Source organism: Amycolatopsis sp. CFH S0740, assembly GCF_004522315.1.
Lineage (GTDB): Bacteria > Actinomycetota > Actinomycetes > Mycobacteriales > Pseudonocardiaceae > Amycolatopsis > Amycolatopsis nivea.
In genome coordinates, this window is sequence record NZ_SDLS01000047.1 from 22,855 (window position 1) to 45,016 (window position 22,162).

Annotated in this window: 22 protein-coding genes; 11 read left to right on the forward strand and 11 right to left on the reverse strand. The window is 69.6% G+C overall.

Going from position 1 to position 22,162, the window contains the following annotated elements:
• The first annotated feature begins 227 nt into the window (after window positions 1–227).
• The gene (locus EIZ45_RS43230; RefSeq protein ID WP_037817079.1) at window positions 228–905 is read left to right on the forward strand and encodes a GntR family transcriptional regulator; all 678 of its coding nucleotides are present in this window, start codon (window positions 228–230) and stop codon (window positions 903–905) included.
• Between the two features lie 2 nt (window positions 906–907).
• Here the strand turns inward: EIZ45_RS43230 and EIZ45_RS43235 are convergent, their stop codons facing one another.
• From EIZ45_RS43235 to EIZ45_RS43245, 3 genes are read right to left on the reverse strand one after another with little or no spacing between them, the layout of a single operon-like run.
• Window positions 908–1,336, reverse strand: a complete 429-nt coding sequence (locus tag EIZ45_RS43235; protein ID WP_134669795.1) for an EVE domain-containing protein — start codon at window positions 1,334–1,336, stop codon at window positions 908–910.
• On the reverse strand, window positions 1,333–2,184 hold the full coding sequence (locus EIZ45_RS43240; RefSeq protein ID WP_134669793.1) for an NAD(P)H-binding protein: 852 nt from the start codon (window positions 2,182–2,184) through the stop codon (window positions 1,333–1,335). The genes EIZ45_RS43235 and EIZ45_RS43240 overlap by 4 nt, the downstream gene beginning before the upstream one ends.
• Window positions 2,177–2,545 carry a VOC family protein gene (locus EIZ45_RS43245; protein ID WP_134669791.1) on the reverse strand — a complete coding sequence of 123 codons (369 nt, stop codon included), beginning with the start codon at window positions 2,543–2,545 and terminating at the stop codon, window positions 2,177–2,179. Before EIZ45_RS43245 ends, EIZ45_RS43240 begins: the two co-directional genes overlap by 8 nt.
• Before the next feature lie 63 nt (window positions 2,546–2,608).
• Between EIZ45_RS43245 and EIZ45_RS43250 the strand changes: the two genes are divergently transcribed.
• Window positions 2,609–3,058 carry a MarR family winged helix-turn-helix transcriptional regulator gene (locus EIZ45_RS43250; protein ID WP_043832776.1) on the forward strand — a complete coding sequence of 150 codons (450 nt, stop codon included), beginning with the start codon at window positions 2,609–2,611 and terminating at the stop codon, window positions 3,056–3,058.
• 147 nt (window positions 3,059–3,205) lie between these two features.
• Here the strand turns inward: EIZ45_RS43250 and EIZ45_RS43255 are convergent, their stop codons facing one another.
• Window positions 3,206–4,849, reverse strand: a complete 1,644-nt coding sequence (locus EIZ45_RS43255) for a thiamine pyrophosphate-binding protein (RefSeq protein ID WP_167756717.1) — start codon at window positions 4,847–4,849, stop codon at window positions 3,206–3,208.
• A 184-nt stretch (window positions 4,850–5,033) separates the two neighbouring features.
• On the opposite strand from EIZ45_RS43255, the gene EIZ45_RS43260 reads away from it, so the two are divergent.
• Both EIZ45_RS43260 and EIZ45_RS43265 read left to right on the forward strand, forming a co-directional pair.
• Entirely contained in the window at window positions 5,034–6,401 is a 1,368-nt protein-coding gene (locus EIZ45_RS43260; protein WP_134669789.1) for a wax ester/triacylglycerol synthase family O-acyltransferase, read from the forward strand.
• A gap of 120 nt (window positions 6,402–6,521) precedes the next feature.
• On the forward strand, window positions 6,522–7,751 hold the full coding sequence (locus EIZ45_RS43265) for an MFS transporter (protein WP_134669787.1): 1,230 nt from the start codon (window positions 6,522–6,524) through the stop codon (window positions 7,749–7,751).
• Here EIZ45_RS43265 and EIZ45_RS43270 read toward each other — a convergent pair.
• The 3 genes from EIZ45_RS43270 to EIZ45_RS43280 form a co-directional block, all read right to left on the reverse strand.
• Window positions 7,708–8,193, reverse strand: coding sequence for a MaoC family dehydratase (locus tag EIZ45_RS43270; protein WP_043832780.1), 486 nt, complete (start codon window positions 8,191–8,193; stop codon window positions 7,708–7,710). The genes EIZ45_RS43265 and EIZ45_RS43270 overlap by 44 nt on opposite strands.
• A 61-nt stretch (window positions 8,194–8,254) precedes the next feature.
• Window positions 8,255–9,637 (reverse strand): amidase, encoded by a 1,383-nt coding sequence (locus EIZ45_RS43275; RefSeq protein ID WP_043832781.1) that lies wholly within the window; start codon window positions 9,635–9,637, stop codon window positions 8,255–8,257.
• On the reverse strand, window positions 9,619–10,566 hold the full coding sequence (locus EIZ45_RS43280; protein WP_370318247.1) for a D-2-hydroxyacid dehydrogenase: 948 nt from the start codon (window positions 10,564–10,566) through the stop codon (window positions 9,619–9,621). The genes EIZ45_RS43275 and EIZ45_RS43280 overlap by 19 nt, the downstream gene beginning before the upstream one ends.
• Window positions 10,567–10,728: 162 nt before the next feature.
• On the opposite strand from EIZ45_RS43280, the gene EIZ45_RS43285 reads away from it, so the two are divergent.
• Genes EIZ45_RS43285 through EIZ45_RS43295 form a run of 3 tightly spaced genes read left to right on the forward strand, consistent with a single transcriptional unit; the run spans window position 10,729 to window position 12,931 of the window.
• Entirely contained in the window at window positions 10,729–11,469 is a 741-nt protein-coding gene (locus EIZ45_RS43285) for an Asp/Glu/hydantoin racemase (protein WP_037817095.1), read from the forward strand.
• A gap of 46 nt (window positions 11,470–11,515) precedes the next feature.
• Complete coding sequence (locus EIZ45_RS43290) at window positions 11,516–12,241, forward strand: aspartate/glutamate racemase family protein (protein ID WP_134669783.1); 726 nt, start codon at window positions 11,516–11,518, stop codon at window positions 12,239–12,241.
• A 3-nt stretch (window positions 12,242–12,244) separates the two neighbouring features.
• Window positions 12,245–12,931, forward strand: coding sequence for a GntR family transcriptional regulator (locus EIZ45_RS43295; RefSeq protein WP_043832787.1), 687 nt, complete (start codon window positions 12,245–12,247; stop codon window positions 12,929–12,931).
• Between the two features lie 302 nt (window positions 12,932–13,233).
• On the opposite strand, the gene EIZ45_RS43300 is transcribed toward EIZ45_RS43295, so the two are convergent.
• The 4 genes from EIZ45_RS43300 to EIZ45_RS43315 all read right to left on the reverse strand — a co-directional run bounded on the left by EIZ45_RS43300 (window position 13,234) and on the right by EIZ45_RS43315 (window position 16,520).
• Window positions 13,234–13,410 carry a GNAT family N-acetyltransferase gene (locus tag EIZ45_RS43300; protein ID WP_205670306.1) on the reverse strand — a complete coding sequence of 59 codons (177 nt, stop codon included), beginning with the start codon at window positions 13,408–13,410 and terminating at the stop codon, window positions 13,234–13,236.
• A 56-nt stretch (window positions 13,411–13,466) separates the two neighbouring features.
• Window positions 13,467–13,934 (reverse strand): DUF4262 domain-containing protein, encoded by a 468-nt coding sequence (locus EIZ45_RS43305; RefSeq protein ID WP_134669781.1) that lies wholly within the window; start codon window positions 13,932–13,934, stop codon window positions 13,467–13,469.
• Window positions 13,935–14,004: 70 nt separating this feature from the next.
• Complete coding sequence (locus EIZ45_RS43310; RefSeq protein WP_134669779.1) at window positions 14,005–15,060, reverse strand: tartrate dehydrogenase; 1,056 nt, start codon at window positions 15,058–15,060, stop codon at window positions 14,005–14,007.
• Window positions 15,057–16,520, reverse strand: a complete 1,464-nt coding sequence (locus tag EIZ45_RS43315) for an NAD-dependent succinate-semialdehyde dehydrogenase (protein WP_134669777.1) — start codon at window positions 16,518–16,520, stop codon at window positions 15,057–15,059. The genes EIZ45_RS43310 and EIZ45_RS43315 overlap by 4 nt, the downstream gene beginning before the upstream one ends.
• A 93-nt stretch (window positions 16,521–16,613) precedes the next feature.
• Between EIZ45_RS43315 and EIZ45_RS43320 the strand changes: the two genes are divergently transcribed.
• From EIZ45_RS43320 to EIZ45_RS43335, 4 genes are all read left to right on the forward strand, one after another.
• Complete coding sequence (locus EIZ45_RS43320; RefSeq protein ID WP_037817109.1) at window positions 16,614–17,870, forward strand: aspartate aminotransferase family protein; 1,257 nt, start codon at window positions 16,614–16,616, stop codon at window positions 17,868–17,870.
• Between the two features lie 3 nt (window positions 17,871–17,873).
• Window positions 17,874–18,374 (forward strand): DUF3830 family protein, encoded by a 501-nt coding sequence (locus EIZ45_RS43325; protein ID WP_037817111.1) that lies wholly within the window; start codon window positions 17,874–17,876, stop codon window positions 18,372–18,374.
• Window positions 18,375–19,153: 779 nt separating this feature from the next.
• A complete protein-coding gene (locus EIZ45_RS43330) occupies window positions 19,154–20,539 on the forward strand; it encodes an FAD-binding oxidoreductase (protein WP_134669775.1) in 1,386 nt (461 codons plus the stop codon).
• Window positions 20,540–20,544: 5 nt separating this feature from the next.
• Window positions 20,545–22,107 carry an acetolactate synthase large subunit gene (locus EIZ45_RS43335; protein ID WP_134669773.1) on the forward strand — a complete coding sequence of 521 codons (1,563 nt, stop codon included), beginning with the start codon at window positions 20,545–20,547 and terminating at the stop codon, window positions 22,105–22,107.
• Window positions 22,108–22,162: the final 55 nt, after the last annotated feature.

Sequence of the window (22,162 nt, forward strand, 5' to 3'; positions counted from 1 at the left end):
TCCTTCAGGCCGTGGCAGATCGTATATAATCAGCCGTCATCCCGACAAGCCTCAATCAGGTAACTGAGCAGGACTTTTGTCTACATTGGTTGAAACTGGCAGCGTGCCTGCGCATTCCAACCGGTGGCCGGAGCGGGCAGATGGTATATTATTTAGCAGAGCGAACGGACCGGTTACGGTTGCCTGGACACCCCGCCGAGGCGGGTGGCGAAGGGGAGGCGACAGGGATGTCCACCACGCACGAGCAGGCGGGGCTGAGCAAGAGCCAGCACACGTATCAGGTGCTGAAGTCCCGGATCACCGCGGGCGAATACCCAGCCGGGCACCGGCTCGTCCTGGGTTCGCTGGCCAAGGAATTCGACGTGAGCACGGTCCCGGTGCGGGAAGCGGTGCGGCTGCTGCAGGCCGAGGGCCTCGTGCACTTCGAGCGCAACGTCGGCGCGACCGTCGCGGCGATCGATCCGGTCGGCTATGAGCACACGATGCAGATGCTCGCGATCGTGGAAAGCGCGGCGACCGCGCTCGCCGCGCCCCATCTGACGGCCGACGACCTCGCCGAGGCGGGCGAGCTCAACGACCGGATGCGCGCCGGTCTCGGCCAGCTCGAACCGGTCGAATTCACCCGGCTCAACCACGAGTTCCACGAGGTGCTCTACACCCGCTGCCCCAATCCGAGCCTGGTCGACCTGGTCAAGAAGGGCTGGGCCCAGCTCGCCACGATCCGCGATTCGACCTTCTCGTTCGTGCCCGCCCGCGCGCTCGCCTCCGTCGCCGAACACGACCAGCTGCTGGACCTGATCCGTTCTGGTTCCGGAGCCGAATGGATCGAGCACTGCGCGCGGGCGCACCGGTCAGCGACGCTGGACGCGTTCCTCAGCTGGGACGCGGACGCGCACCACAGCTGACTTCACGCGGTCATCCGCGCGAGGATCGTCGCGAAATCCTGCTGTGGCACGGGAAACAGACCGCGGCGAAACGGCAGACCCCAATGCGCGGGGTCGGTGACAAACGACAACTGGCCGACCAGCGGCTTCGCGTCCACCCGCGTGCAAGCGTGGAAGGAAGCCGCGAGCCGCCACGGCCGGAAGTCGTCGCTGACATAGGCCTGGTAAGGCTTTTCGCCGGTGATGGTGGCCCACGCGGTGAACTGCCGGACGGGCGCGCCGCCCTGCAAGCTCGTGCGCGGCGAGTAGAAAATCATCTCGTCGCCGGGACGCGGCTGGCGAAGACGTTTGCCCGCACCGTGATCCGCCTGGGTGAAGCCGCCCTCGACGGCGGCTTCCACGTGGTCAAGGCTGACGGTGTTGATCCAGAAGCGCTGGGCAAAGGCGTTCACTTCGCGGTCAGCCCTTCGACGAGACCGGTCGTCGGCCTGCCGAGAAGCCGGGAAAGATCGTCGCCGACCCGCGCGAAAACCCCGGCAGCGATGGTTTCGTCGAGACTGACCAGGAAATCGGCCAGCTCGTCGGCCATCCCCGTTTTGCGGAGCAGCGCCCGCAATTCCCCGGGAGCGACCGGCTGATAGGCGACTTCCCGCTCCAGCACCACCGACATCGCTTCGGCAATGTCGGCGTAGGTGAAATCCGTGTCGCCGGAAAGGTTGTACGTGACGTTGTCGTGCCCTTCGGTGGTGACCACGACGGCCAGCGCCTCGGCCAGATCCTTCCGGCTGGCCGCCGCGACAACAGCGTCACCGGTCGCCGCGGCGAAAACGCCGGTGAAGCGGGGGCCGGCCAGCGACTGGACGTAGTTCTCGATGTACCAAGTGTTCCGCAGGATCGTGTACGGCACGCCAGACTCGACAAGGGCCTTCTCGGTCGCCCGGTGGTCCGCGTTGATCTCGAACCGGTCGTCGTCGGCTCGGACTCCGCTGGTGTAGTAGACGTGCCGGACGTTCTTCGCGGCTTCGATGACCGACTTGTGCTGCGCGAGGCGATTCTCGTCGCGGCCCGAGATCAGCACGATGTCCGAATGCCGCGCGACCAGGTCCGCGACGCCCGCCTCATCCGACAGATCGACGGACGCGGCGCGGAACCCAGCGGACGCGAGTTCCGCGAGACGCGCCGGGTTGCGTCCGGCCGCGGTGATCGTCTCGGGACTCCTGCCCCGCTCGGCCAGCGCGTCCAGGACATGCTGGCCGAGTGCTCCGGTAGCCCCGAAAACGAGGGTGCTCGCCTCAGCCACGGTCGTGGAGGGTGACGTGGTAGCCGTCGGGGTCGGCGAAGGTGAACGTGCGGCCGAAGGGACCGTCGATCGGCGCGGAGACGATGGGGCGCCCGTCGGCGACGAGCGCGTCGTGAATGGCCTGGACGTCGGTGGCGAGCAGCCAGATCGCGGCGCCGATGCCGGGCTGCGCGACGGAGGCGAGGTCAGTGCCGGGAACGACCTCGCGGAGGGCGAACGCGATCGGCTTCGTCTCGAAGACGACGGCGTGCGGCGGCCCGGCCGGCGAGCGGACGAGGCCGAGGTAGCGCTCGTAGAACGCCTGGGAAGCGTCCAGGTCACGCGCCTGGAGGGAGAGGAAATCGGGGCCGATGGCGGGCACGGTGCTGCTCCTTTTCTTCGTGTCAGGTTCCTGACACGAGCCACTGTATGTCAGAATCCTGACATGAGTCAAGACGGCACCGGGGTCGACCTGGACAGGTCGCTGGGCTACCTGCTGAAAGAGACGTCGAGCGCGTTGCGGGCGGCCATGGAGGAGGTGCTGCGTCCGCTCGGGATGACGGTGACGCACTACTCCTGCCTCGAACTGCTGGCGCAGCGGCCGGGCCTGTCGAATTCCGAACTCGCGCGCGGGACGTTCGTGACCCGGCAGTCGATGAACGTGCTGCTCCAGGCCCTGGAGCGGGACGGTTACGTGACCAGGCCCGCGGAAGCGCCCGTCGGGAAGGCCCTTCCCGCCCGGCTCACACCGCGCGGACGGCGGAGCCTGGAGAAGGCGAGCGCCGCGGTCCGGGCCGTCGAGGTCAGGATGCTGTCCGGGCTGACCGAGGCCGAGCAGGCGGACGCGTTCCGGATCCTGCGCAGCATGGCCAGTTCCCTGCGGGACGGCGGATAGTTCGCTCCGCAGCACCGGCCGGGCCGCGTGGTCCCGGCGAATGTACGTGAGGGGAACCCTGAGGTACTCAGATTCCCTGAGGGTTCCCCTCACGTACGTTCGCCTCGTCCGGCGCATCTCGTCGGCCGGTAGTGCGAATCCCTCAGCTCAGCGCGGTTTGCGGTACCAGCGTGGTGAAGTGTTCAGCGGCGGCTTCAGTTTCGCGCGCACCACCAGCACGTTCGGCTCGTCCGACTCGACGAATTCGCTCAGCAGACGGCGAAACGCGCGGCCGAAGCCGGACACCCGGTCCGCGTGCACGCCGAACGAACGGGCCAGTCCGACGAAATCCGGGCTGTCCCAGTCGACCCCGCGGTGCGGCAGTCCTTCCTGGTCCTGGTCGAAGCGCAGCATGCCGTAGCCGCCGTCGTCGACGACCACGACCGTCACCGGCAGCTGTTCCTCGGCGAGCGTCGCCAAATCCCCTACCGCGTAAAGGAAACCGCCGTCGCCGGTGACGCACAGAACGCGCCCGCCGCCCGCCGCCTCGGCCGCCGCGCCCGCGCCGAGCGACGCCGGGAAGCCGTAGCCGAGCGTGCCCCAGCCCATCGGGTACGCCAGCCGCCGCGGCGCGCGGACCCGGTGGAAGCCGCCGATCCAGTATCCGGCGACGCACATGTCCGTGACGATCGTCCCGTCCGCGGGGAGCACTTCCTCCAAAGTGGACAGAAAGTCGGCGGCCTGCGGTTCCTCGTCGCGGATGCGCCTGCGCACCCGGCGGCCGATGCCGGCCAGCCGCGCGGTCAGTTCGTCCAGGCCGGGCCGCGGATCCGGATGCAGGGATTCGACGACGCGGCGGGCGTCGCCGACCAGGGCGACGTCCGGCCGGTAGTTCTTCGCCGCGTCGCCCGCGTCGACGTTGACCGCGATCAGCTTCGGCGGCGCGGGCATCTGCCAGTTCTGCGTCATCAGGCCGTCGAAATCGGTGCCGATCGCGAGCACCACGTCGGCCTCGTCCCACAGCTGCCCGACCTCCGGCGCGTGCACCGGATTCGGGGCCAGGCAAGGATGTTCGGGCGGAAGCAGACCGCGCGCGCCGAAGGTGGTGACCACCGGCGCGGCCAGCCGTTCAGCGAGATGCCCGATCGCTTCGCCCGCTTCGGAGCGCAACGCGCCGCCGCCCGCCCAGATCAGCGGACGGCGTGCGGACGCCAGCAGCTCCGCCGCGCGCGGCAGATCCGGCAGGTCGAGCACGCGTTCGGCGGGCGGCGCGGGCGGTTCGCGCGGCGGCGTGGTCTCGCGGAGGAAATCGGTCGGAATGCCCAAATACACCGGACCGCTTTGCGGCATCAGCGCGAGCCGGGCGGCGCGGTGCAACGTCGCGGCGATCTGGTCCGCGCGGTGCACCGTGAAACCGGCTTTCGTCACCGGGGCGAACATCGCCTGCTGATCGGAGGTTTCGTGCAGCACTCCGCGCACGACACCCGGACGGCGCAGCGTCGACGGAATGTCCGTCGCGATCACCAGCACCGGAGCCGCGGACGCCATCGCTTCGCCGACCGCACCGAGCGTGTTCGCCGCGCCGGGTCCGGTGGTCACGAGCGCGACGCCGAGTTTTCCCGTCCTGCGCGCATAACCGTCGGCGGCGTACCCCGCGGTCTGTTCGTGCCGGACGTTGACGAGCCGGATCCCGGTGTCCGCCAACGCCTCCCACAGCGGCAGGTTGTGGACTCCCGGCAGGCCGAACACCACCTCGGTCCCGAGAGCCGTGAGCGCGTCCCCCAGCTGCTGAGCTCCAGTCCGTCCTGCCACGCCAGCGATGGTATCCGCCTCGCGTAAGCAGCTGCAGACAACGTCACCGGACAGGGATTGTCATCGCCGCGCGGCCCCGCTGTCCCCCGTCCGGCCGCGAGATCTGAGGCGCCGCCTTTTTCGTGCGTACACTCCGGGTGCCGGGGACGCCGAGGTCCCCGCGGCAGCGGAAAGGGGTGGCCGAATGCCGTTGATGCCGGTGACCGACTCGATGTTCCTGATGGTCGAGACCCGCGAGCACCCGATGCACGTAGGCGGGCTCCAACTGTTCCGCAAACCCGACGGCGCGGGCGACGACTATCTGCGCGACCTCCGCCGCTCCCTCCTCGAATCGGACAACATGCGCGGCGTGTTCCGGATGCGGCCGAGCCGTCCGGTGAACACCGTCGGGCACGTGCGCTGGTCGCGCGACACCGATCTGGAACTCGACTACCACTTCCGGCACTCCGCGCTGCCGCAGCCGGGCCGGATCCGCGAACTGCTCGAACTCACCTCGCGCTGGCACAGCACGCTGCTCGACCGGCACCGGCCGCTGTGGGAAACGCACCTCATCGAAGGACTGCGCGACGGCCGGTTCGCGGTGTACTCGAAGATCCACCACGCGCTGATGGACGGCGTTTCGGCCCTGCGGCATCTGCAGGGCACGCTGTCGGACGACCCCGCTGACCTGGGCTGCCCGCCGCCGTGGGGTTCGCGCGACAAGCCGGCCGCGAACCGCAACGGCCGTGCCTCCGCGTCGCCGTTCGCCCTCGTGGGCAAAACGTTCGAGCAGGTCGCGGGCATCGCGCCGGCCGCGGCGAAGGTGGCGCGCGAGGCGTTCCGCGAGCACCGGCTCACGCTGCCGATGCAGGCGCCGAAGACGATGCTGAACGTGCCGATCGGCGGCGCACGCCGGTTCGCCGCGCAGTCCTGGCCGCTCGACCGGGTGCGCGAGGTCGCGACGGCCGCGGGCGTGTCCCGCAACGACGTGGTGCTCGCGATGTGCTCCGGCGCGCTGCGCGACTACCTGATCGAGCAGAGCGCGCTGCCGGACGCGCCGCTGGTCGCGATGGTCCCGGTGTCGCTGCGCGGCCGCGACTCCGGCGACGCGACCGGCAACAACATCGGCGCGCTGCTGTGCAACCTCGCCACCGACCTGACCGATCCGGCGCAGCGGCTGGCCGCGATTTCGGAGTCGATGTCGAACGGCAAGAAGCTGTTTTCGCAGCTGTCGCCGCTGCAGACGCTGCTGCTGTCCGGGATCAACGTGGCCCAGCTGGGCGCGTCGCCGATCCCCGGAGTCGTCGGCAACACGCGGCCGCCGTTCAACCTGGTCATCTCGAACGTGCCCGGCCCGCGCAAGCAGATGTACTGGAACGGCGCGGCGCTCGACGGCATCTACCCGGCGTCGGTGCTGCTCGACGGGCAAGCCCTGAACATCACGCTGACCAGCAACGGGGACAATCTCGACTTCGGCGTCACCGGGTGCCGGCGCAGTGTCCCGCACCTGCAGCGGATCCTGACGCATCTGGACACCGCGCTCGCCGAACTGGAGTTCGCGACCCGGGGGTAGCCCGGTCACTGAACAACGGCGGGTACGTGAGGGGAACCCTCACGTACCGTCGTCCGGATGCGCCGGAGACAGCGTCGCTGCCGCTGGTTATTCGATTGACAGCCGCGGGAGGCTCGGCCGGTGAGCCTCCTGGAGCCGTTGCGGCACCGCAGTTTCCGTGCCCTCGCCGCCGGGCGGACGCTCGGCACCTTCGGCAATTCGGTCGCTCCGGTCGCGCTCGCGTTCGCGGTGCTCGACCGCACCGGGTCGGCGGTCGATCTCGGGCTGGTCGTCGGGGCGCGGTCGCTCGCGAACGTGCTGCTGCTCCTTTTTGGCGGCGTGCTCGCGGACCGGCTGCCGCGCGCGGTGATCCTCCAGGGCACCGAGATCGCGGCCGGGCTCAGCCAGGCGCTGATCGCCGCGAGTGTCCTTTGTGGATTCTCTTCGGTCCCGTTCCTGATCTCGCTGAGCGTGGTCAACGGCGCGGTCTCGGCGATGTCGCTGCCCGCGTCGGCGGCGATCACGCCGCAGACCGTGCCGCGCGACCTGCTGGCCCCGTCGAACGCGTTGCTGCGGCTGCTGGTCAACGGCGGTCGCATCGCCGGGGCGGGAGTCGCCGGGGTCGCGGTGGCGGCGGTCGGATCCGGCTGGGCGCTGGCGGTCAACGCGCTGCTGTTCTTCGCCGCCGCGCTCGCCTACCACGCGGTCCGGCTGCCGCGCGCCGAACGAGCGCCGGGCAGCAGGCCGATCGCCGATCTGATCGCCGGATGGCACGAATTCCGGTCCCGCACCTGGGTGTGGGCGGTGGTGGCGCAGTTCGCCGTCGTCAACGCCGCCGGGTTCGGCGCGCTCACGGTCATCGGGCCGGTGGTGGCGGACGAGACGTTCGGGCGGTCCGGCTGGGGACTGGCGCTGGCGATGCAGACCGCGGGCGCGCTGCTCGGCGGGCTCGTCGCCGCGCATTGGCAACCGCGGCACGCCTTGTTCCTCGGGGTGGCTCTGGTGACGATGGACGCGCTGCCGGCACTGACGCTCGGCTGGTGGCCGTCGCTCGTCCCGGCGCTGATCGCGATGCTGGTGGCCGGGCTGGCGATGGAGCAGTTCAGCGTCGCCTGGGACGTTTCACTGCAGCAACACGTCCCGCCGGACCGGCTGGCGCGCGTCTACTCCTACGACATGCTGGGGTCGATCGCCGCGATGCCGCTCGGGCAGATCGCGGCGGGTCCCCTTGTGCAGCACTTCGGCCGCGAAACGGTGCTCGTCACGTGCGGGGTGCTGGTTGTCGTCGCGACCGGGCTCGCGTTGTGCAGCCGGGAGATCCGGCAGCTCACGAACCGGCAGGCGGCACCGGTCGCACCGACAGGAAGTTGACCGCGCTCGCGCTGAACACCAGCTCGTCGTCGCCGTTGAACAGTTCCATCTTGGTGCGCACGAGGCCGCGGTCGGGCTTCGACTTCGACAGCCGCGCCTCGGTGACGGTCGCCCTCATCCGCAGCCGGTCCCCCGGCCGCACCGGCCGCGGCCAGCGCAGTTCGTCGACACCCGGGCTGCCGAGGCTCGCGACCGACGACAGGTAGTGGTCGGCGAACATCCGCATCATCAGGCTCGACGTGTGCCAGCCGCTCGCGACCAGCCCGCCGAACGGGCCCTCCTTCGCCGCCACCGGATCGACGTGGAAGCTCTGCGGGTCGTACTTTTCGGCGAACTCGACGATCTCCGCCTCGGTAACGGTCGTGTCGCCGAACTCGTACACCGATCCCTCGGGGTAGTCCTCGAACCAGCGGTCGTCGATGGGCGCGGTGAACTCGGTCATGCGGGACAGCCTGCCACAGCTTGTCACCGGCGAAACGTGCCGAGAGTCTCCCGCGCGGACATCACGGCGCGGCCCAGGGCCGGACCTCCTCGAGCAGCTTCGCCACCGCCAGCACCAGGTCGTCCGAATGCCGGGGACCGACGATCTGCAGCCCCACCGGAAGGCCCGATTCGGTGCGCCCGGCCGGGACGCTGATCGCGGGCTGCTGCGTCATGTTGAACGGGTAGGTGAACGGCGTCCACTCCGGCCATTCGGTCATCCCGCTGCCCGGCGGCACGTCGTGGCCGGCCTCGAACGGCGGGATCGGGACGGTCGGCGTGAGCAGCACGTCGTAGCGGGTGTGGAACTCGCCCATCAGGATGCCGAGCGCGGCGCGTTCCGCGGTCGCGTCGAGGTAGTCGCCCGCCGAGTAGGTGCGGCCCTGTTCCCACACGCGGAGCAGGCCCGGGTCGATCCGCGACTCGCTGCCCGGCGGGAACGCTTCGAGGGACTTCGCCGCGCCCGCGGACCACAGCACGTCGAAGGCGTCCTTCGGGTCGGCAAATCCGGGGTCGGCCTGCTCCACCTGCAGTCCGGCGTCGGCGAGGGACTGCACCGCAGACTGGACGATCGCCGCGACTTCCGGGTCCACGTCGGCGAAACCGAGCGTCGGCGAGTACGCGGCGATGAGCCCGCGCACGTCGCGCCGCACTGCCTCGCGGTACGCGCTGATCGGCGGCGCGAGCCCGGTCGGGTCGCGGTGGTCCGGCAACGCGAGAACGTCCAGCAGCAACGCCGTGTCGTCCACGCTGCGCGCCATCGGACCGGCGTGCGCGAGCGGGCCGAACGGGCTCGCCGGGAACAGCGGGACCCGGCCGTGCGTCGGCTTCATGCCGACGATTCCGCAGAACGACGCGGGAATCCGGATCGAGCCGCCGCCGTCGGTGCCGACGGACAGCTCGCCCATCGCCGCCGCGACCGCGGCCGCGCTGCCGCCGCTGGACCCGCCCGCCGTCATCCGCGGGTTCACCGGATTGCGCGTGATGCCCGCGAGCGCGCTGTCGGTGACGCCCTTCCAGGCGATCTCCGGCGTGGTGGTCTTGCCCAGCACGACCAGGCCCGCCTCGCGCATCCGCGCCATCACCGGGCTGTCGACCTCCCACGGCTGGTCGGCCGGGATGCTCGTGGAACCGCGCAGCGTCGGCCAGCCCTGGGTGAGGAAGATGTCCTTGATCGACGCCGGGACGCCGTCGAGCGCACCGATCGGATTCCCGTCGCGCCAGCGCGCCTCGGCCGCTTTCGCCTGTTCGAGCGCGCGGTCGGCGTCGACGAGGCAGTAGGCGTTGACCTCGCCGTCGCGGTCCTCGATGTTCTGCAGGGCGCTCTTGGTCGCCTCGACCGGCGACAGTTCGCCGGTGGCGTAGGCGGCGACGAGTTCGCTGGCGGTCAATTCCCGGTCGCCCATCCGGCGCCTCCCTGCGATTCGGACGGCACGTAGCCGAGCCGTTTGTCCACGACGTTCCAGAGCGGTTCCCCGGCGAGCCAGCGCCGGAAATTCCCCGCGAACACCTCTACCAGCGTCCGCCGCCAGCCGAGGAAGTCCCCCGACATGTGCGGGGACAGCAGAACGTCCGGCATGGTCCACAGTGGACTCTCGGCGGGCAGCGGCTCGGTTTCGAAGACGTCGAGCGCGGCGCCGGCGATCTCCCCCGCCCGCAGCGCCGCGACCAGATCGGACGTGACCACCAGTTCGCCGCGCCCCACGTTGACGAAGCGCGCGGACGGTTTCATCGCGGCGAACGCGGCGGCGTCGAACATGCCCTTGGTCTGGTCGGTGAGCGGCGCGACCGCGACGACGTAGTCGAACTCGGACAGATACCCCGTCAGCCCGGCGGATTCGTGCACGATGCCGAAGTCCGGGTCCCCGACCCGGGCCCGCCGCCCCGCTCCGGACACGCGCATCCCGGCCGCGCGCAGCATCCGCGCGATGGCCCTGCCGATCGGTCCGGTGCCGACCACCAGCACCTCCCGCCCGGCGATCCGCTCGGTCTCGCGGTGCTGCCACGTGCCGGCGCGCTGCAGGTCGAGCGAACGCGCGAAGTCCTTGGCGAACGACAGCACGACGCCGAGCACGTACTCGGCGATGGCGTCGTCGAACACCCCGCGCGAGTTCGTGAGCACGACGTCGCTCTCGCGCAGCCCCGGGAACAGCACCGGGTCGACCCCGGCGCTCGCGATGTGCAGCCACTGCAACCGGTCCGCGGCGGGCCAGGCGCCGGGGACGGCCCCGGACAGGAAGTCGTAGACGAAAAGCGCATCGGCGCCGGCCAGCGCACCGGCGAGGCCGCGCTCGTCGGTGTAACGAACTACCGCCGCGTCTTCGATAGCGGCCATGTCCGGTGGATGGTCTGCCCCGCAGAGCACTGCCAGTACGGGATTTTCCGGGGCGGTCACGATTGACACGGTAAAAGTGGCTCGTATGATTGTCAACAATCCGAGGACCACCCCCGGAGCACCGGACGGGCATCGGCACAGGCGTATTCCGGAGGCTGAACCTTGGATCTGGACTTCCTCGCGTTCGAGGGCCCGCTCGCCCAGCGCGGCATCGGCGTGATCGCGCCGTTCGACCTCGCGCTCGAGCGCGAGCTGTGGCGCTGGGTGCCGATGGAGGTGTCGCTGCATCTCGCCCGCACCCCTTACGAACCGGTTCCGGTGAGCATGGAGATGGCGCAACTGGTGAGCGACAGCAGGCACCTCGCCGCGGCCACGCGCGACGTGCTGCACGTGGAGCCGGAGGTGGTCGCGTACCTGTGCACCTCGGGCAGCTTCGTGAACGGCATCGACTACGAACGCTCCCTCACCAAGGCGATCTGCGACGCGGGCGCGCCGGACGCGGTCACCACGTCCGGGGCGCTGGTCGAGGTGCTGCACCAGCTCGACCTGCACCGGGTCTCGGTGCTCACGCCCTACGACGCCGATCTCACCGGCAAACTCCACGATTTCCTCGGCGAGGTCGGCGTGACCACGGTGTCCAGCGACCACCTCGGACTGGGCGGCGGCATTTGGAAGGTCAGCTACCGCACCATCGCCGAGCGGATCCTGGCCGCGGACCACCGCGACGCCGAGGCGATCTTCGTCAGCTGCACCAACCTCCCGACGTTCGACCTGATCGAACCGCTGGAAAAGGCGCTCGGCAAACCCGTGCTGACCGCCAACCAGCTGACGATGTGGGCGTGCCTGCGCCGGATGCAGCTGCCCATCGTGGGACCCGGCCAGTGGCTGCGGGAGGTGTCTTGACCAGTCCCGCTAATATTGTCGACAATTTGCGCATCCCGGAGGTTTCGTGACCACGATCGGCTTCATCTACCCCGACCACGCGGCCGAGGACGACTACCCGCTCGCGGAACAGCTTCTCGGCGGCTCCGACGGCGACATCAGCCTGCCGGTCGCGCACATCTACGGCACCGACCTGCACGCCGTGCCGGAACTGCTCGACCTCGGCAGCGAAGCCCGGCTCGCCGAAGGCGCGCGGCTGCTCGCGAAGCACCAGCCGGAAGCGGTGGTGTGGGCGTGCACGTCCGGCAGCTTCGTGTACGGCTGGGACGGCGCGCGCAACCAGGCCGACCAGCTCGCCAAGGCCGCCGGAGTGCCGGCCTCGAGCACGTCGTTCGCCTTCGTGCACGCGGCGAAAGCCCTTGGCGTGCAACGAGTCGCGGTGGCCGCGAGCTACCCCGACGACGTCGCGCGGCTGTTCGTGGACTTCCTCGCCGCGGGAGGCGTCGAGGTGCTGTCGATGTCGAGCGCCGACATCGACACCGCCGCCGAGGTGGGCCAGCTCGCCCCCGAGGCCGTGGTGGACCTCGCGGTGAGCCACGACCACCCGGACGCCGACGCGGTCCTGGTGCCCGACACCGCGATGCGCACACTCGGCGAGATCACCGACATCGAGGCCAAGCTCGGCAAACCGGTGCTGACCGCCAACCAGGTGACCGTGTGGGAAGGCCTGCTCCTGACCGGCACGACCCGGCTGGTGCGTTCGCTGGGCGCGTTGTTCCGGACGAGGGGCTGACCCGTGGTCGCACTGCCGGACATAGAGCCGGTCAGCCGGGAATCGACCGCCGCCGTGATCGCGCGCCAGCTGCGCGACGCGATCATGACCGGCGCGCTGCCGCCGGGCACCCAGCTCGGCGAAACCGACCTGGCCGCCCGCTTCCAGGTCTCGCGCGGCCCGCTGCGCGAGGCGATGCAGCACCTCGTGTCCGAGGGTTTGCTGCGCAGCGAACGCCACCGGGGCCTGTTCGTGATCGACCTCGAACCGGAGGATGTCTTCGACATCTACCTCGCCCGCTCGGCGGTCGAACGGGCCGCCCTGCTGTGCGCGTTCCGCGGCGACCGCGAGGCAGTGGCGGCGATGCTGGAACAGAACGTGGCCGACATGGCGGCGGCCGCGGACGATCCGGCCGCGCTGTCGGAGGCTGACCTGCGCTTCCACGAGGCGCTGATCAACGCCTCCGGCAGCAAACGGCTGGTGCGCATGGCCCGGACGCTGCTGATCGAGACGCGGATGTGCCTGACCCTGCTGCAGAGCACGTATCAGGGCGTGGAGGACCGGCTGGAGGAGCACACGAGGATCATCGAAGCCCTTCGGTCGGACGACGAGGAGACGGCGCTGCACCTGCTGGACGCGCACATGGAGGACGCGATCAGCCGGTTGCTTCCGGGACGGAGCCTGAAGGGCGGGGTCGCGGTTTCGGAGTGAGGCGGGCGGGTTTTCCGGACGGCCGCTTCTCCTCCCTCGCACCGCAGGGAGCACGCCTGCACTCGCCCCGCGCTGCCCGATTACCGCATAAGCACACGCAATCCGCGCTCGGCGGATGGCGACGCGGTCGTCTCCGCACCTGACCGGACCGCTTGCCCCCGTGGTGGCGAACCGCACGGCGGTCCGTTCCTCGCGAGCGAACCGGTGCAGCACGAAGCTGGAAGCGCGACCGGGCAATGCGAGCAGCAGCAACGGAATGGCTAAGTCCGCACCGCTCCGCCGTGGCGACCAGGAGATGCGGCTCAGCTCGCCGACGACTCCAGCGTGATCCAGTACCGCCGCACCGGCCCGTGGTCGGTCTGACGGGTTTCCTCCAGCACACCGCCCGCGCGTTCGATCGTCTTGGCGGACGCCAGGTTCTCCCCCTCGCACACCAAGAGCACGCGAGACAAACCCAGCCGCCGAGCCTCGGGCAGCATCTGGCGCAGTGCCCAAGAACCGAGACCACGGAAAACCCTGCAACAGCAACAAAAACTCACGCATAACGCACCCCCAGCACGGGCTGTCCGCCGCGGCCGGAGTTGTACTGCGGAGACCACGGGAACCAGCCCGCCGAGTCGGCGTACACCAGCTGTCTGGCTTCGATTCCCGTGCCATAGCAGCACACCGCGATGTCCAGGTGCGCCGCCGGAGCGCTGAGCTGGACGATTTCCACTCGCGGCAACCGAGGCAGCAGCCACTGCTGCCCGGGCACCGGCGGGCCGGTGTGCAGCGAGTGTTCGGCCGCGGCGTTCAGCAGCCGCACTGCCTGGTGTGGCAGCAATCCCGTGACGACCAGCTCGGGCAGGCCCTGCACGGTCAGGCCCGCGGTGTACGCCCAGGGCGGCCGGGAACCTGTTCCCAGCACGCCCTGGACGCACCAGCCGTGCTCCCTGATCTCGTCGAGCACCTCGATCAGGTACTGCTCCTCCGGTCTTTCCGGTTCCTCGCACCTCTGGCACATCGGCTCCTCCTCCCCTCGGGGACCCGTCGGCGGGTCAGGGAAGAGTCAACCGCGCGGCACCGACGAAAAATCAGCGGAGCGAAGCGGCCACCGCGGTGCCGAGCGCGGTTGTGGTAGCGGTTCCGCCGAGGTCGGGGGTGAGCGTTTCGCCCGCGGTCAGCACCTCGTCGACCGAGGCGCGGATCGCTTGTGCGGCAACGGTTTCCCCGAGGTGCTCCAGCAGCATCGCCGCGGCGAGGATCTGTGCGACCGGGTTCGCGATGCCCTGTCCGGCGATGTCCGGAGCACTGCCGTGGACCGCCTCGAACATCGACGGAAACTCACCTGATGGGTTGATGTTTCCGGACGGGGCCATGCCCAGTCCGCCGGTGATCGCGGCCGCGAGGTCGCTCAGGATGTCGCCGAACAGGTTCGACGCCACCACCACGTCGAGCCGGTCCGGAGCCTGCACCATCCGCGCGGCGAGAGCGTCCACATGGCACTGTTCCGCGCGGACGTCCGGGTACTGGCCCGCGACTTCCGCGAAAATCTCGTCCCAGTACGGCATCGAGTGGATCAGCCCGTTGGACTTCGTCGCCGACGTGACGTGCTGAGAACGCGTGCGCGCGAGTTCGAAGGCGTACCGGATGATCCGTTCCACCCCGACCCGCGTGAACACCGACTCCTGCAGCACGAACTCGTCCGGCCGCCCGGCGTTGTGCCGCCCGCCGATTTCCGAGTACTCGCCCTCGGAATTCTCGCGGACGATCACCATTTCCAGCTCGTCGGCCTTCCTCCCGGCCAGCACCGAGGACGTCCCCGGCAGCAGCCGCACCGGGCGCAGGTTGACGTACTGCTGGAACGCCCGCCGCAACGGGATCAGCAGGCCCCACAACGAAACGTGGTCCGCGACGCCGGGGAAGCCGACCGCGCCGAGCAGGATGCCGTCGAACCCCGACAGCTGCTCGACCCCGTCCTCGGGCATCATCGCGCCGGTCTTCGCGTACCGCTCGCAGCTCCAGTCGAATTCGGTCCATTCCAAGGAGAATCCGTACTTGTCCGCGGCGGCGTCGAGGACCCGGCGCGCCTCGATCGTGACGTCGACCCCGATCCCGTCGCCGGGGATGCTCGCGATCCGATGGGTCACAGGTTCACCGCGATGTACTTGGTCTCCAGGAATTCCTCGATGCCGACCGTGCCGCCCTCGCGGCCGAGACCGGACTGCTTGACGCCGCCGAACGGGGCCGCCGGGTTGGACACGATGCCCTGGTTGAGGCCGATCATCCCGGCTTCAAGGCGTTCCGACACCCGCAGCGCGCGCTTCAGGTCGCTGGTGAACAGGTAGGACACCAGGCCGAATTCGGTGTCGTTGGCCTTTTCGACCGCCTCGTCCTCGGTGTCGAACGGGGTGATCGGCGCGACCGGGCCGAAGATTTCCTCGCTGGCCAGCCGAGCGTCCACCGGAACGTCCGTGAGCACGGTGGCCGGGTAGAAGTGCCCGGGACCGTCGACCCGCGAGCCACCGGTGAGCACCCGCGCGCCCTTGTCCGTGGCGTCCTTGACCAGTTCGGTCACCTTCTTCACCGCGGCCTCGTCGATGAGCGGGCCGACCACGACGCCTTCGTCGGTGCCGCGGCCCATCGGCAGCGCCTGCATCCGCTCGGTGAGCCGGCGGGAGAATTCCTCGGCCACGCCGCGCTGCACGTAGAACCGGTTGGCCGCGGTGCACGCCTCGCCGATGTTGCGCATCTTCGCCTGCATCGCGCCCTCGACCGCGGCGTCCAGGTCCGCGTCGTCGAACACGACGAACGGCGCGTTGCCGCCCAGTTCCATCGACGTGCGCAGCACCTTCTCCGCGCACTGTTCCAGCAGCTTGCGCCCGACCCCGGTCGAGCCGGTGAACGACAGCTTGCGCGCGCGTCCGTCGCGGATCAGCGGCTCCATCACGCCGCCCGCGTCCTTGGTGGTGACGACGTTCAGCACGCCTTCGGGCAGTCCGGCGTCGGCGAGGATCTGGGTAAGCGCGAGCATCGACAGCGGCGTCTGCGCGGCGGGCTTGATGACCATCGTGCAACCCGCGGCGACGGCCGGGCCGATCTTGCGCGTGCCCATCGCCATCGGGAAGTTCCACGGCGTGATGAGCAGCGTCGGTCCGACCGGCTGGCGCGCGATCAGGAATCGTCCGTTGCCGTTCGGGGCCACCGCGTAGCCGCCGTCGATCCGCACCGCCTCCTCGGCGAACCAGCGGAAGAACTCGGCGGCGTAAGTGATCTCCCCGGCGGCCTCGGCCAGCGGCTTGCCCATTTCCAGCGTCATCAGCAGCGCCAGCTCGTCGCGGCGCTCGATGAGCTTGTCGTACGCGCGGCGCAGGATCTCGCCGCGCTCCCGAGGGGCGACCGCGGCCCAGTCGGCCTGTGCCGCGACGGCCGCGTCGAGCGCCGCGAGGCCGTCCTCCGGCCCGGCGTCCGCGACCTGGCACAGCACCTCGCCGGTGGAGGGGTCCTGCACGTCGAAGGTCTTGCCGCTGCGCGCGGAGACCCACTTGCCGCCGATGAAGAGTTCCTTGCCGACCGCGCTCACGACGCCGTTCTCGGTGATCCCGCTCATCCAGCTCGCTCCTGTTCCTGTTGTCCCGAACTCATGCTATGGATATTGTCAACAATCGACAACCGTCTCCACCCGCACCCAGGAGGGCGCCGCATGGCCCAGCTTTCCCCGCTGCTCAAGCAGGCAACGCCCGTCGTCGTCGACCACGGTGAAGGGGTTTACCTCTACGACGTGGACGGGAAACGTCATCTCGACTTCACCGCGGGCATCGGGGTGACCAGCACCGGCCACTGCCACCCGCGCGTGGTCGAAGCCGCGCGCGAGCAGATCGGCAAGCTCGTGCACGGCCAGTACACGACAGTCATGCACAAACCGCTGCTCGAACTGACCCGCAAGCTCGGCGACGTGCTGCCGTCCGGGCTCGATTCGCTCTTCTACGCGAACTCCGGCAGCGAGGCCGTGGAGGCCGCGCTGCGGCTGGCCCGGCAGGCGACGAAGCGGCCGAACGTCATCGTGTTCCAGGGCGGTTTCCACGGCCGCACGGTCGCCGCCGCGACCATGACCACCTCCGGCACGCGGTTCAGCGCGGGCATCTCGCCGCTGATGTCCGGCGTGCACGTCGCGCCGTTCCCGTACGCCTACCACTACGGCTGGGACGAGGAGACCGCGACGAAGTTCGCCTTGCGCGAGCTGGACTACCTCTTCCAGACCGTCTCCGCGCCGAACGAGACGGCAGCGTTCTTCATCGAGCCGGTGCTCGGCGAGGGCGGCTACGTCCCGGCCAACACCGAGTTCATGGCCGGGCTGCGCGAACGCGCCGACCGGCACGGGATCCTGCTGGTGCTCGACGAGGTGCAGGCCGGATTCGGCCGCACCGGCAAGTTCTGGGGCCACGACCACTTCGACGTCCACCCGGACGTCGTGCTGATCGCGAAGGGCCTCGCGAGCGGCTTCCCGCTTTCGGGCATTGCCGCTTCGGAAGAGTTGATGGCGAAGGCGTACCCGGGGTCGCAAGGCGGCACGTACGGCGGCAACGCGGTGTCGTGCGCGGCGGCGATCGCGACGCTCGACGTCATTCAGGACGAAGGCTTGGTCGAGAACGCCGCGGAGCGTGGCCGTCAGCTTCTCGAGGGCGCGCGCGTCATCGCGGACAAGACGCCGGCTATCGGCGACGTACGCGGTCTCGGGCTCCTCGTGGGCACTGAGTTCACGACAGCGGACGGCGAACCGGACACGGCCACCGCGCAGGCCGCGCAGCAGGCAGCTGCCAAGAGCGGACTGCTGTTGCTCACCTGTGGCGCGTACTCGAACGTCGTGCGCATGGTGCCGCCGCTCGTCGTCAACGCGGAACAAGTCGACGACGCGCTGCGCATCTGGGGCGAGGTCGTCACGTCGGTCACGGGGAGCTGAAGCATGGCGCGCTACATCACCATCAGCCTCGACAAGCGCGGCGTCACCTGCCGCGCCCGGCTGCTCGACGACGAAGCACCGCGCACCTGCAAGGCGGTGTGGGACGCGCTGCCGCAGAGCGGTTCGGCCTACCACGCGAAGTACGCGCGCAACGAGGTCTACACGCTCGTGCCGCCCTTCGCCGAGCCCAAGCCGGGCCGCGAGAACCCGACCATCACCCCGATTCCGGGCGACGTCGTCTACTTCGGATTCGAGGCGTGGGAAATCGGCAATCCGGCGTACGGCTACGACGAGGGCAGCGAGGCGCACAGCGACCAGGGTGCCACCGATCTCGCGATTTTCTACGGCCGCAACAACCTGCTGATCAACGGCGACGCGGGCTGGGTGCCCGGCAACGTGTTCGCGACGATCGAGGAGGGCCTGTCCGAGATGGCCGAAGCCGCGCAGGATCTGTGGCTGCGCGGCGTGGAAGGCGAGACGCTGTCGTTCGCTCGCGCTGACTGACAGTCGCTCCAGGGCCGGTTCCTCCGCTGCGGAGGGACCGGCCTTTCGCTTGCCCGGATCGGGCCGGATTGTCCCTCCGGAGTGAAGCCGGGTTAACCCTCCGCGATCATGAGCGCGGCCCAAGATTCGCGGCCGGACAAGGGATTCAGCCCTGATGATCACCCGGCGGTGTGAACCTCGGCAACTCACCAATCGTGGCTTCGCATTCACCGGTTCGAGGGGCCGCGCCGCCCGGTTGCCGCAGTGCGCGTCTGCTACCCAGGGTGATCGACGCCGGCGTTCGCTACGAACCGTGGCGAAGAGTCCACAGTGCACCCCCGGCGGCAAACCCGAAAGCCTTACATGTTTAACATGGGAAGATTCCCCGGCCGCCGATCCCTTGCCAGCACAGGGAAATCCGCGTTTTGACACCGCGAGCGGGCCGGTGGAAATCTGCGATGGCTCCTCGCGAGAGCACCAAGGAAGAACAATCCGAACAAGGAGCCCCTCAATGCAGATGTTCACCCAGCACGTGCACCACGGCCACGACCTGATCTCGGGTCTGCTCGCGCACCTGGCGCACGTGCTCGGCTGGCTCGTCTGACCGGCACCGAGGATTAACCCAGGGGCCGGCCTGTTGGCGCGGGCCGGTCCCTGCTTGGGTTCTCTCCCTTCCTGGCCACGCGCGCGGCGTGGCCTTTTTCGTGCCCGCGTCGGCTAACGTGAAAACTATTCATGGCCAGCCTCGGACCAGAACGGCTAGGCTGCGGCCACGAAGCACGCGCGCACGAGGGAGTGGCATGAGCGAGATCGCTGCACAGCTGGCGGGGGCCGTCGGAGCGGGGAACCTGCTGACCGGTGACGCGATTTCCGACGACTACGCGCACGACGAGGCGCTCAGCACGCCGGGGCAGAAACCGGCGTACGTCGCGAAACCCGCCACTGCCGAAGAGGTCTCCGCGCTGGTGAAGATCGCCGCCGCCGAGGGCGTCCCGGTGACCGCGCGCGGGTCCGGCAGCGGGCTGTCCGCCGCGGCGCGACCGGTCGAAGGCGGGCTGCTCGTCTCGTTCGAGCGGATGAACTCGGTGCTCGAGATCGACACCGGCAACCACGTCGCCGTCGTCCAGCCGGGCGTCACGCTGGCCGAACTCGACGCGAAGACCGCCGAACACGGCCTCACCTACCCCGTCTATCCCGGCGAGCTGAGCGCGAGCGTCGGCGGCACCGTCGGCACCAACGCCGGCGGGATGCGCGCGATCCGCTACGGCATCACCCGCGGCAACGTCTCCGGTTTGCAGGCGGTGCTCGCGACCGGCGAGATCATCCGCGTCGGCGGCCGGATGTCGAAGATCTCCAGCGGCTACGACCTCACCCAGCTGATCATCGGCTCGGAGGGCACGCTCGCGCTGGTGACCGAGGTGATCGTAAAACTGCAGCCCAGGCTGCCGCACGGCGCGACGGTGCTGGCCCCGTTCGACGATTTCGAGCAGGTGATGGCGGCCGTGCCGAAGATCGCCGCGAGCGGTCTCGCCCCGCAGATCCTCGAGTACATCGACAACATGACGATGGCCGCGATGGTCTACAACGACAAGCTCGAACTTGGCGTCCCGGCGGAAATCCGCGACCGGACCCAGGCGTATCTGGCCGTGGCGCTGGAAAACCGGGTGGCCGACCGGCTCGGCGAGGACGTCGAAGCGCTCGGCGAACTGCTCACCGAACTCGGCGCGATCGACGCCTACGTGCTCGAAGGCGGAGCCGCCCGCAAGCTCATCGAAGCCCGCGAAAAAGCCTTCTGGAACGCCAAAGCCGCGGGCGCGGACGACGTGATCGACGTGGTGGTGCCGCGGACCGCGATGCCGCAGTTCCTGGCCAAAGCCCGCGAGCTGGCGATGGCCGCCGGCGGCGGCGCGATCGGCTGCGGCCACGCCGGCGACGGCAACGTCCACCTGGCGATCTTCTGCAAGGACCCGGACACCCGCTCGCAGCTGCTGACCGACATCTTCGGTTACGCGTACGAACTCGGCGGCGCGATCTCCGGCGAGCACGGCCTCGGCCGCACCAAGACCAAGTACTACGCCAAACTCGAAGACCCGGCGAAGCTCGATCTGCTGCGCCGGGTCAAGGAAAGCTTCGACCCGGCCGGGATCCTGAACCCCGGCGTTCTGTTCGCGCAAACCGGAAAGTGAGCACAGTGAGCACGCTCAACGGCGCCCAGTCCCTCATCCGCACGCTCGTCGACAGCGGGGTCGACGTGTGCTTTTCCAACCCCGGCACGTCGGAAATGCATTTCGTCGCCGCGCTCGATTCGGTACCGGAGATGCGCGGGGTGCTCGCGTTGTTCGAGGGCGTCGTGACCGGTGCCGCGGACGGGTACGCACGGGTCGCCGGCAAGCCCGCCGCGACACTGCTGCACCTCGGTCCCGGTCTCGGGAACGGCCTGGCGAACCTGCACAACGCGCGGCGCGCGCACACGCCGGTGGTCAACGTGATCGGCGACCACGCCACCTATCACAAGCAGTACGACGCCCCGCTGGAGTCGGACATCGACGCCATCGCGGGCTCGCTCGAGGGCTGGGTTCGCCGGTCCGGGCACACGAAGGACGTCGGCGCGGACGCCGCGGCGGCGGTCGCGGCGGCACAGGACGCCCCGGGCCGGGTCGCGACGCTGATCCTTCCCGCCGACGCGTCGTGGGGCGAGGGCGGCGAAACGTGCGAGCCGATCCCGCCGCGCGTGCCGCAGACGGTCGACTCGACAACCGTGCAGAAGATCGCGGACGTGCTCGGCAGCGGTGAGCCGGTGGCGTTGCTGATCGGCGGGTCCGCCTGCCGTGAAGCCGGTTTGCGCGCGGCCAGCCGGATCGCGGCCGCGACCGGGGTGAAGGTGCTCGCCGAGACGTTCCCGGCGCGGCTGGAACGCGGTGCCGGCTTGCCGAACATCGAACGGCTGGGATATCTCGCCGAGCAGGCGAAGTACCAGCTGGACGGGATCAAGCACCTGATCATCGCGGGCACGAAGGCGCCGGTGTCGTTCTTCGCCTACCCCGGCATGCCGAGCGAACTGACCCCGGAAGGCGCGGACGTCCACGTCCTCGCGAACGTCGGGCAGGACGTCCCGGCCGCGCTCGAAGCGGTCGCCGCCTTGGTCGCCGCGGACACCGAGCCGGTTTTGCAGGAGGCCGGACGGCCGGAGCTGCCGAGCGGTCCGCTCACCGTGCAGAACTGGGTCGACGTGATCGGCGCGCTGCTGCCGGAGAACGCGATCATCGTGGACGAGGCGAACACGTCCGGTCTCATGCTCCCCGCCGCGACCGCGGGCGCGCCGCGGCACGACGTGCTGACCCTGACCGGCGGCGCGATCGGCTACGGGATGCCGGTGGCCGTCGGCGCGGCGATCGCGGCTCCGCGACGACCGGTGATCAACCTCGAATCCGACGGCAGCGCGATGTACACGATCTCCGCGCTGTGGTCGCAGGCGCGCGAGAACCTTGACGTCACCACGGTGGTGCTCAACAACAACGCGTACGCGATCCTGCGGATGGAACTGCAGCGCGTCGGCGCGTCCGGCGATGGGCCGCGCGCGAAGGACCTGCTGGACATCGGCCGTCCGGACCTGGATTTCGTGAAGATCGCCGAAGGCATGGGCGTTCCGGCGACCCGGGCCACGACCGCGGAGGAGCTGGCCGAACAGTTCCGGCGCGCAGTCGCCGAACCGGGCCCGCACCTGATCGACGCGGCCGTCCCGCCGCTGCTCTGACGCTCGTGAGTGTTTATGCCGGTTCTAATACTCCAGCTGTAGTTCGTGATCGGGT

Coding starts and splice junctions, on each gene's coding strand:
- EIZ45_RS43260 (WP_134669789.1), top strand. CDS start 5,034: ATGCCGTTGATGCCGGTGACCGACTCGATGTTCCTGATGGTCGAGACC.
- EIZ45_RS43315 (WP_134669777.1), bottom strand. CDS start 16,520: ATGAGCGGGATCACCGAGAACGGCGTCGTGAGCGCGGTCGGCAAGGAA.
- EIZ45_RS43280 (WP_370318247.1), bottom strand. CDS start 10,566: ATGGCCGCTATCGAAGACGCGGCGGTAGTTCGTTACACCGACGAGCGC.
- EIZ45_RS43305 (WP_134669781.1), bottom strand. CDS start 13,934: ATGTGCCAGAGGTGCGAGGAACCGGAAAGACCGGAGGAGCAGTACCTG.
- EIZ45_RS43300 (WP_205670306.1), bottom strand. CDS start 13,410: ATGCTGCCCGAGGCTCGGCGGCTGGGTTTGTCTCGCGTGCTCTTGGTG.
- EIZ45_RS43230 (WP_037817079.1), top strand. CDS start 228: ATGTCCACCACGCACGAGCAGGCGGGGCTGAGCAAGAGCCAGCACACG.
- EIZ45_RS43325 (WP_037817111.1), top strand. CDS start 17,874: ATGGCGCGCTACATCACCATCAGCCTCGACAAGCGCGGCGTCACCTGC.
- EIZ45_RS43275 (WP_043832781.1), bottom strand. CDS start 9,637: ATGGGCGACCGGGAATTGACCGCCAGCGAACTCGTCGCCGCCTACGCC.
- EIZ45_RS43270 (WP_043832780.1), bottom strand. CDS start 8,193: ATGACCGAGTTCACCGCGCCCATCGACGACCGCTGGTTCGAGGACTAC.
- EIZ45_RS43330 (WP_134669775.1), top strand. CDS start 19,154: ATGAGCGAGATCGCTGCACAGCTGGCGGGGGCCGTCGGAGCGGGGAAC.
- EIZ45_RS43250 (WP_043832776.1), top strand. CDS start 2,609: ATGAGTCAAGACGGCACCGGGGTCGACCTGGACAGGTCGCTGGGCTAC.
- EIZ45_RS43320 (WP_037817109.1), top strand. CDS start 16,614: ATGGCCCAGCTTTCCCCGCTGCTCAAGCAGGCAACGCCCGTCGTCGTC.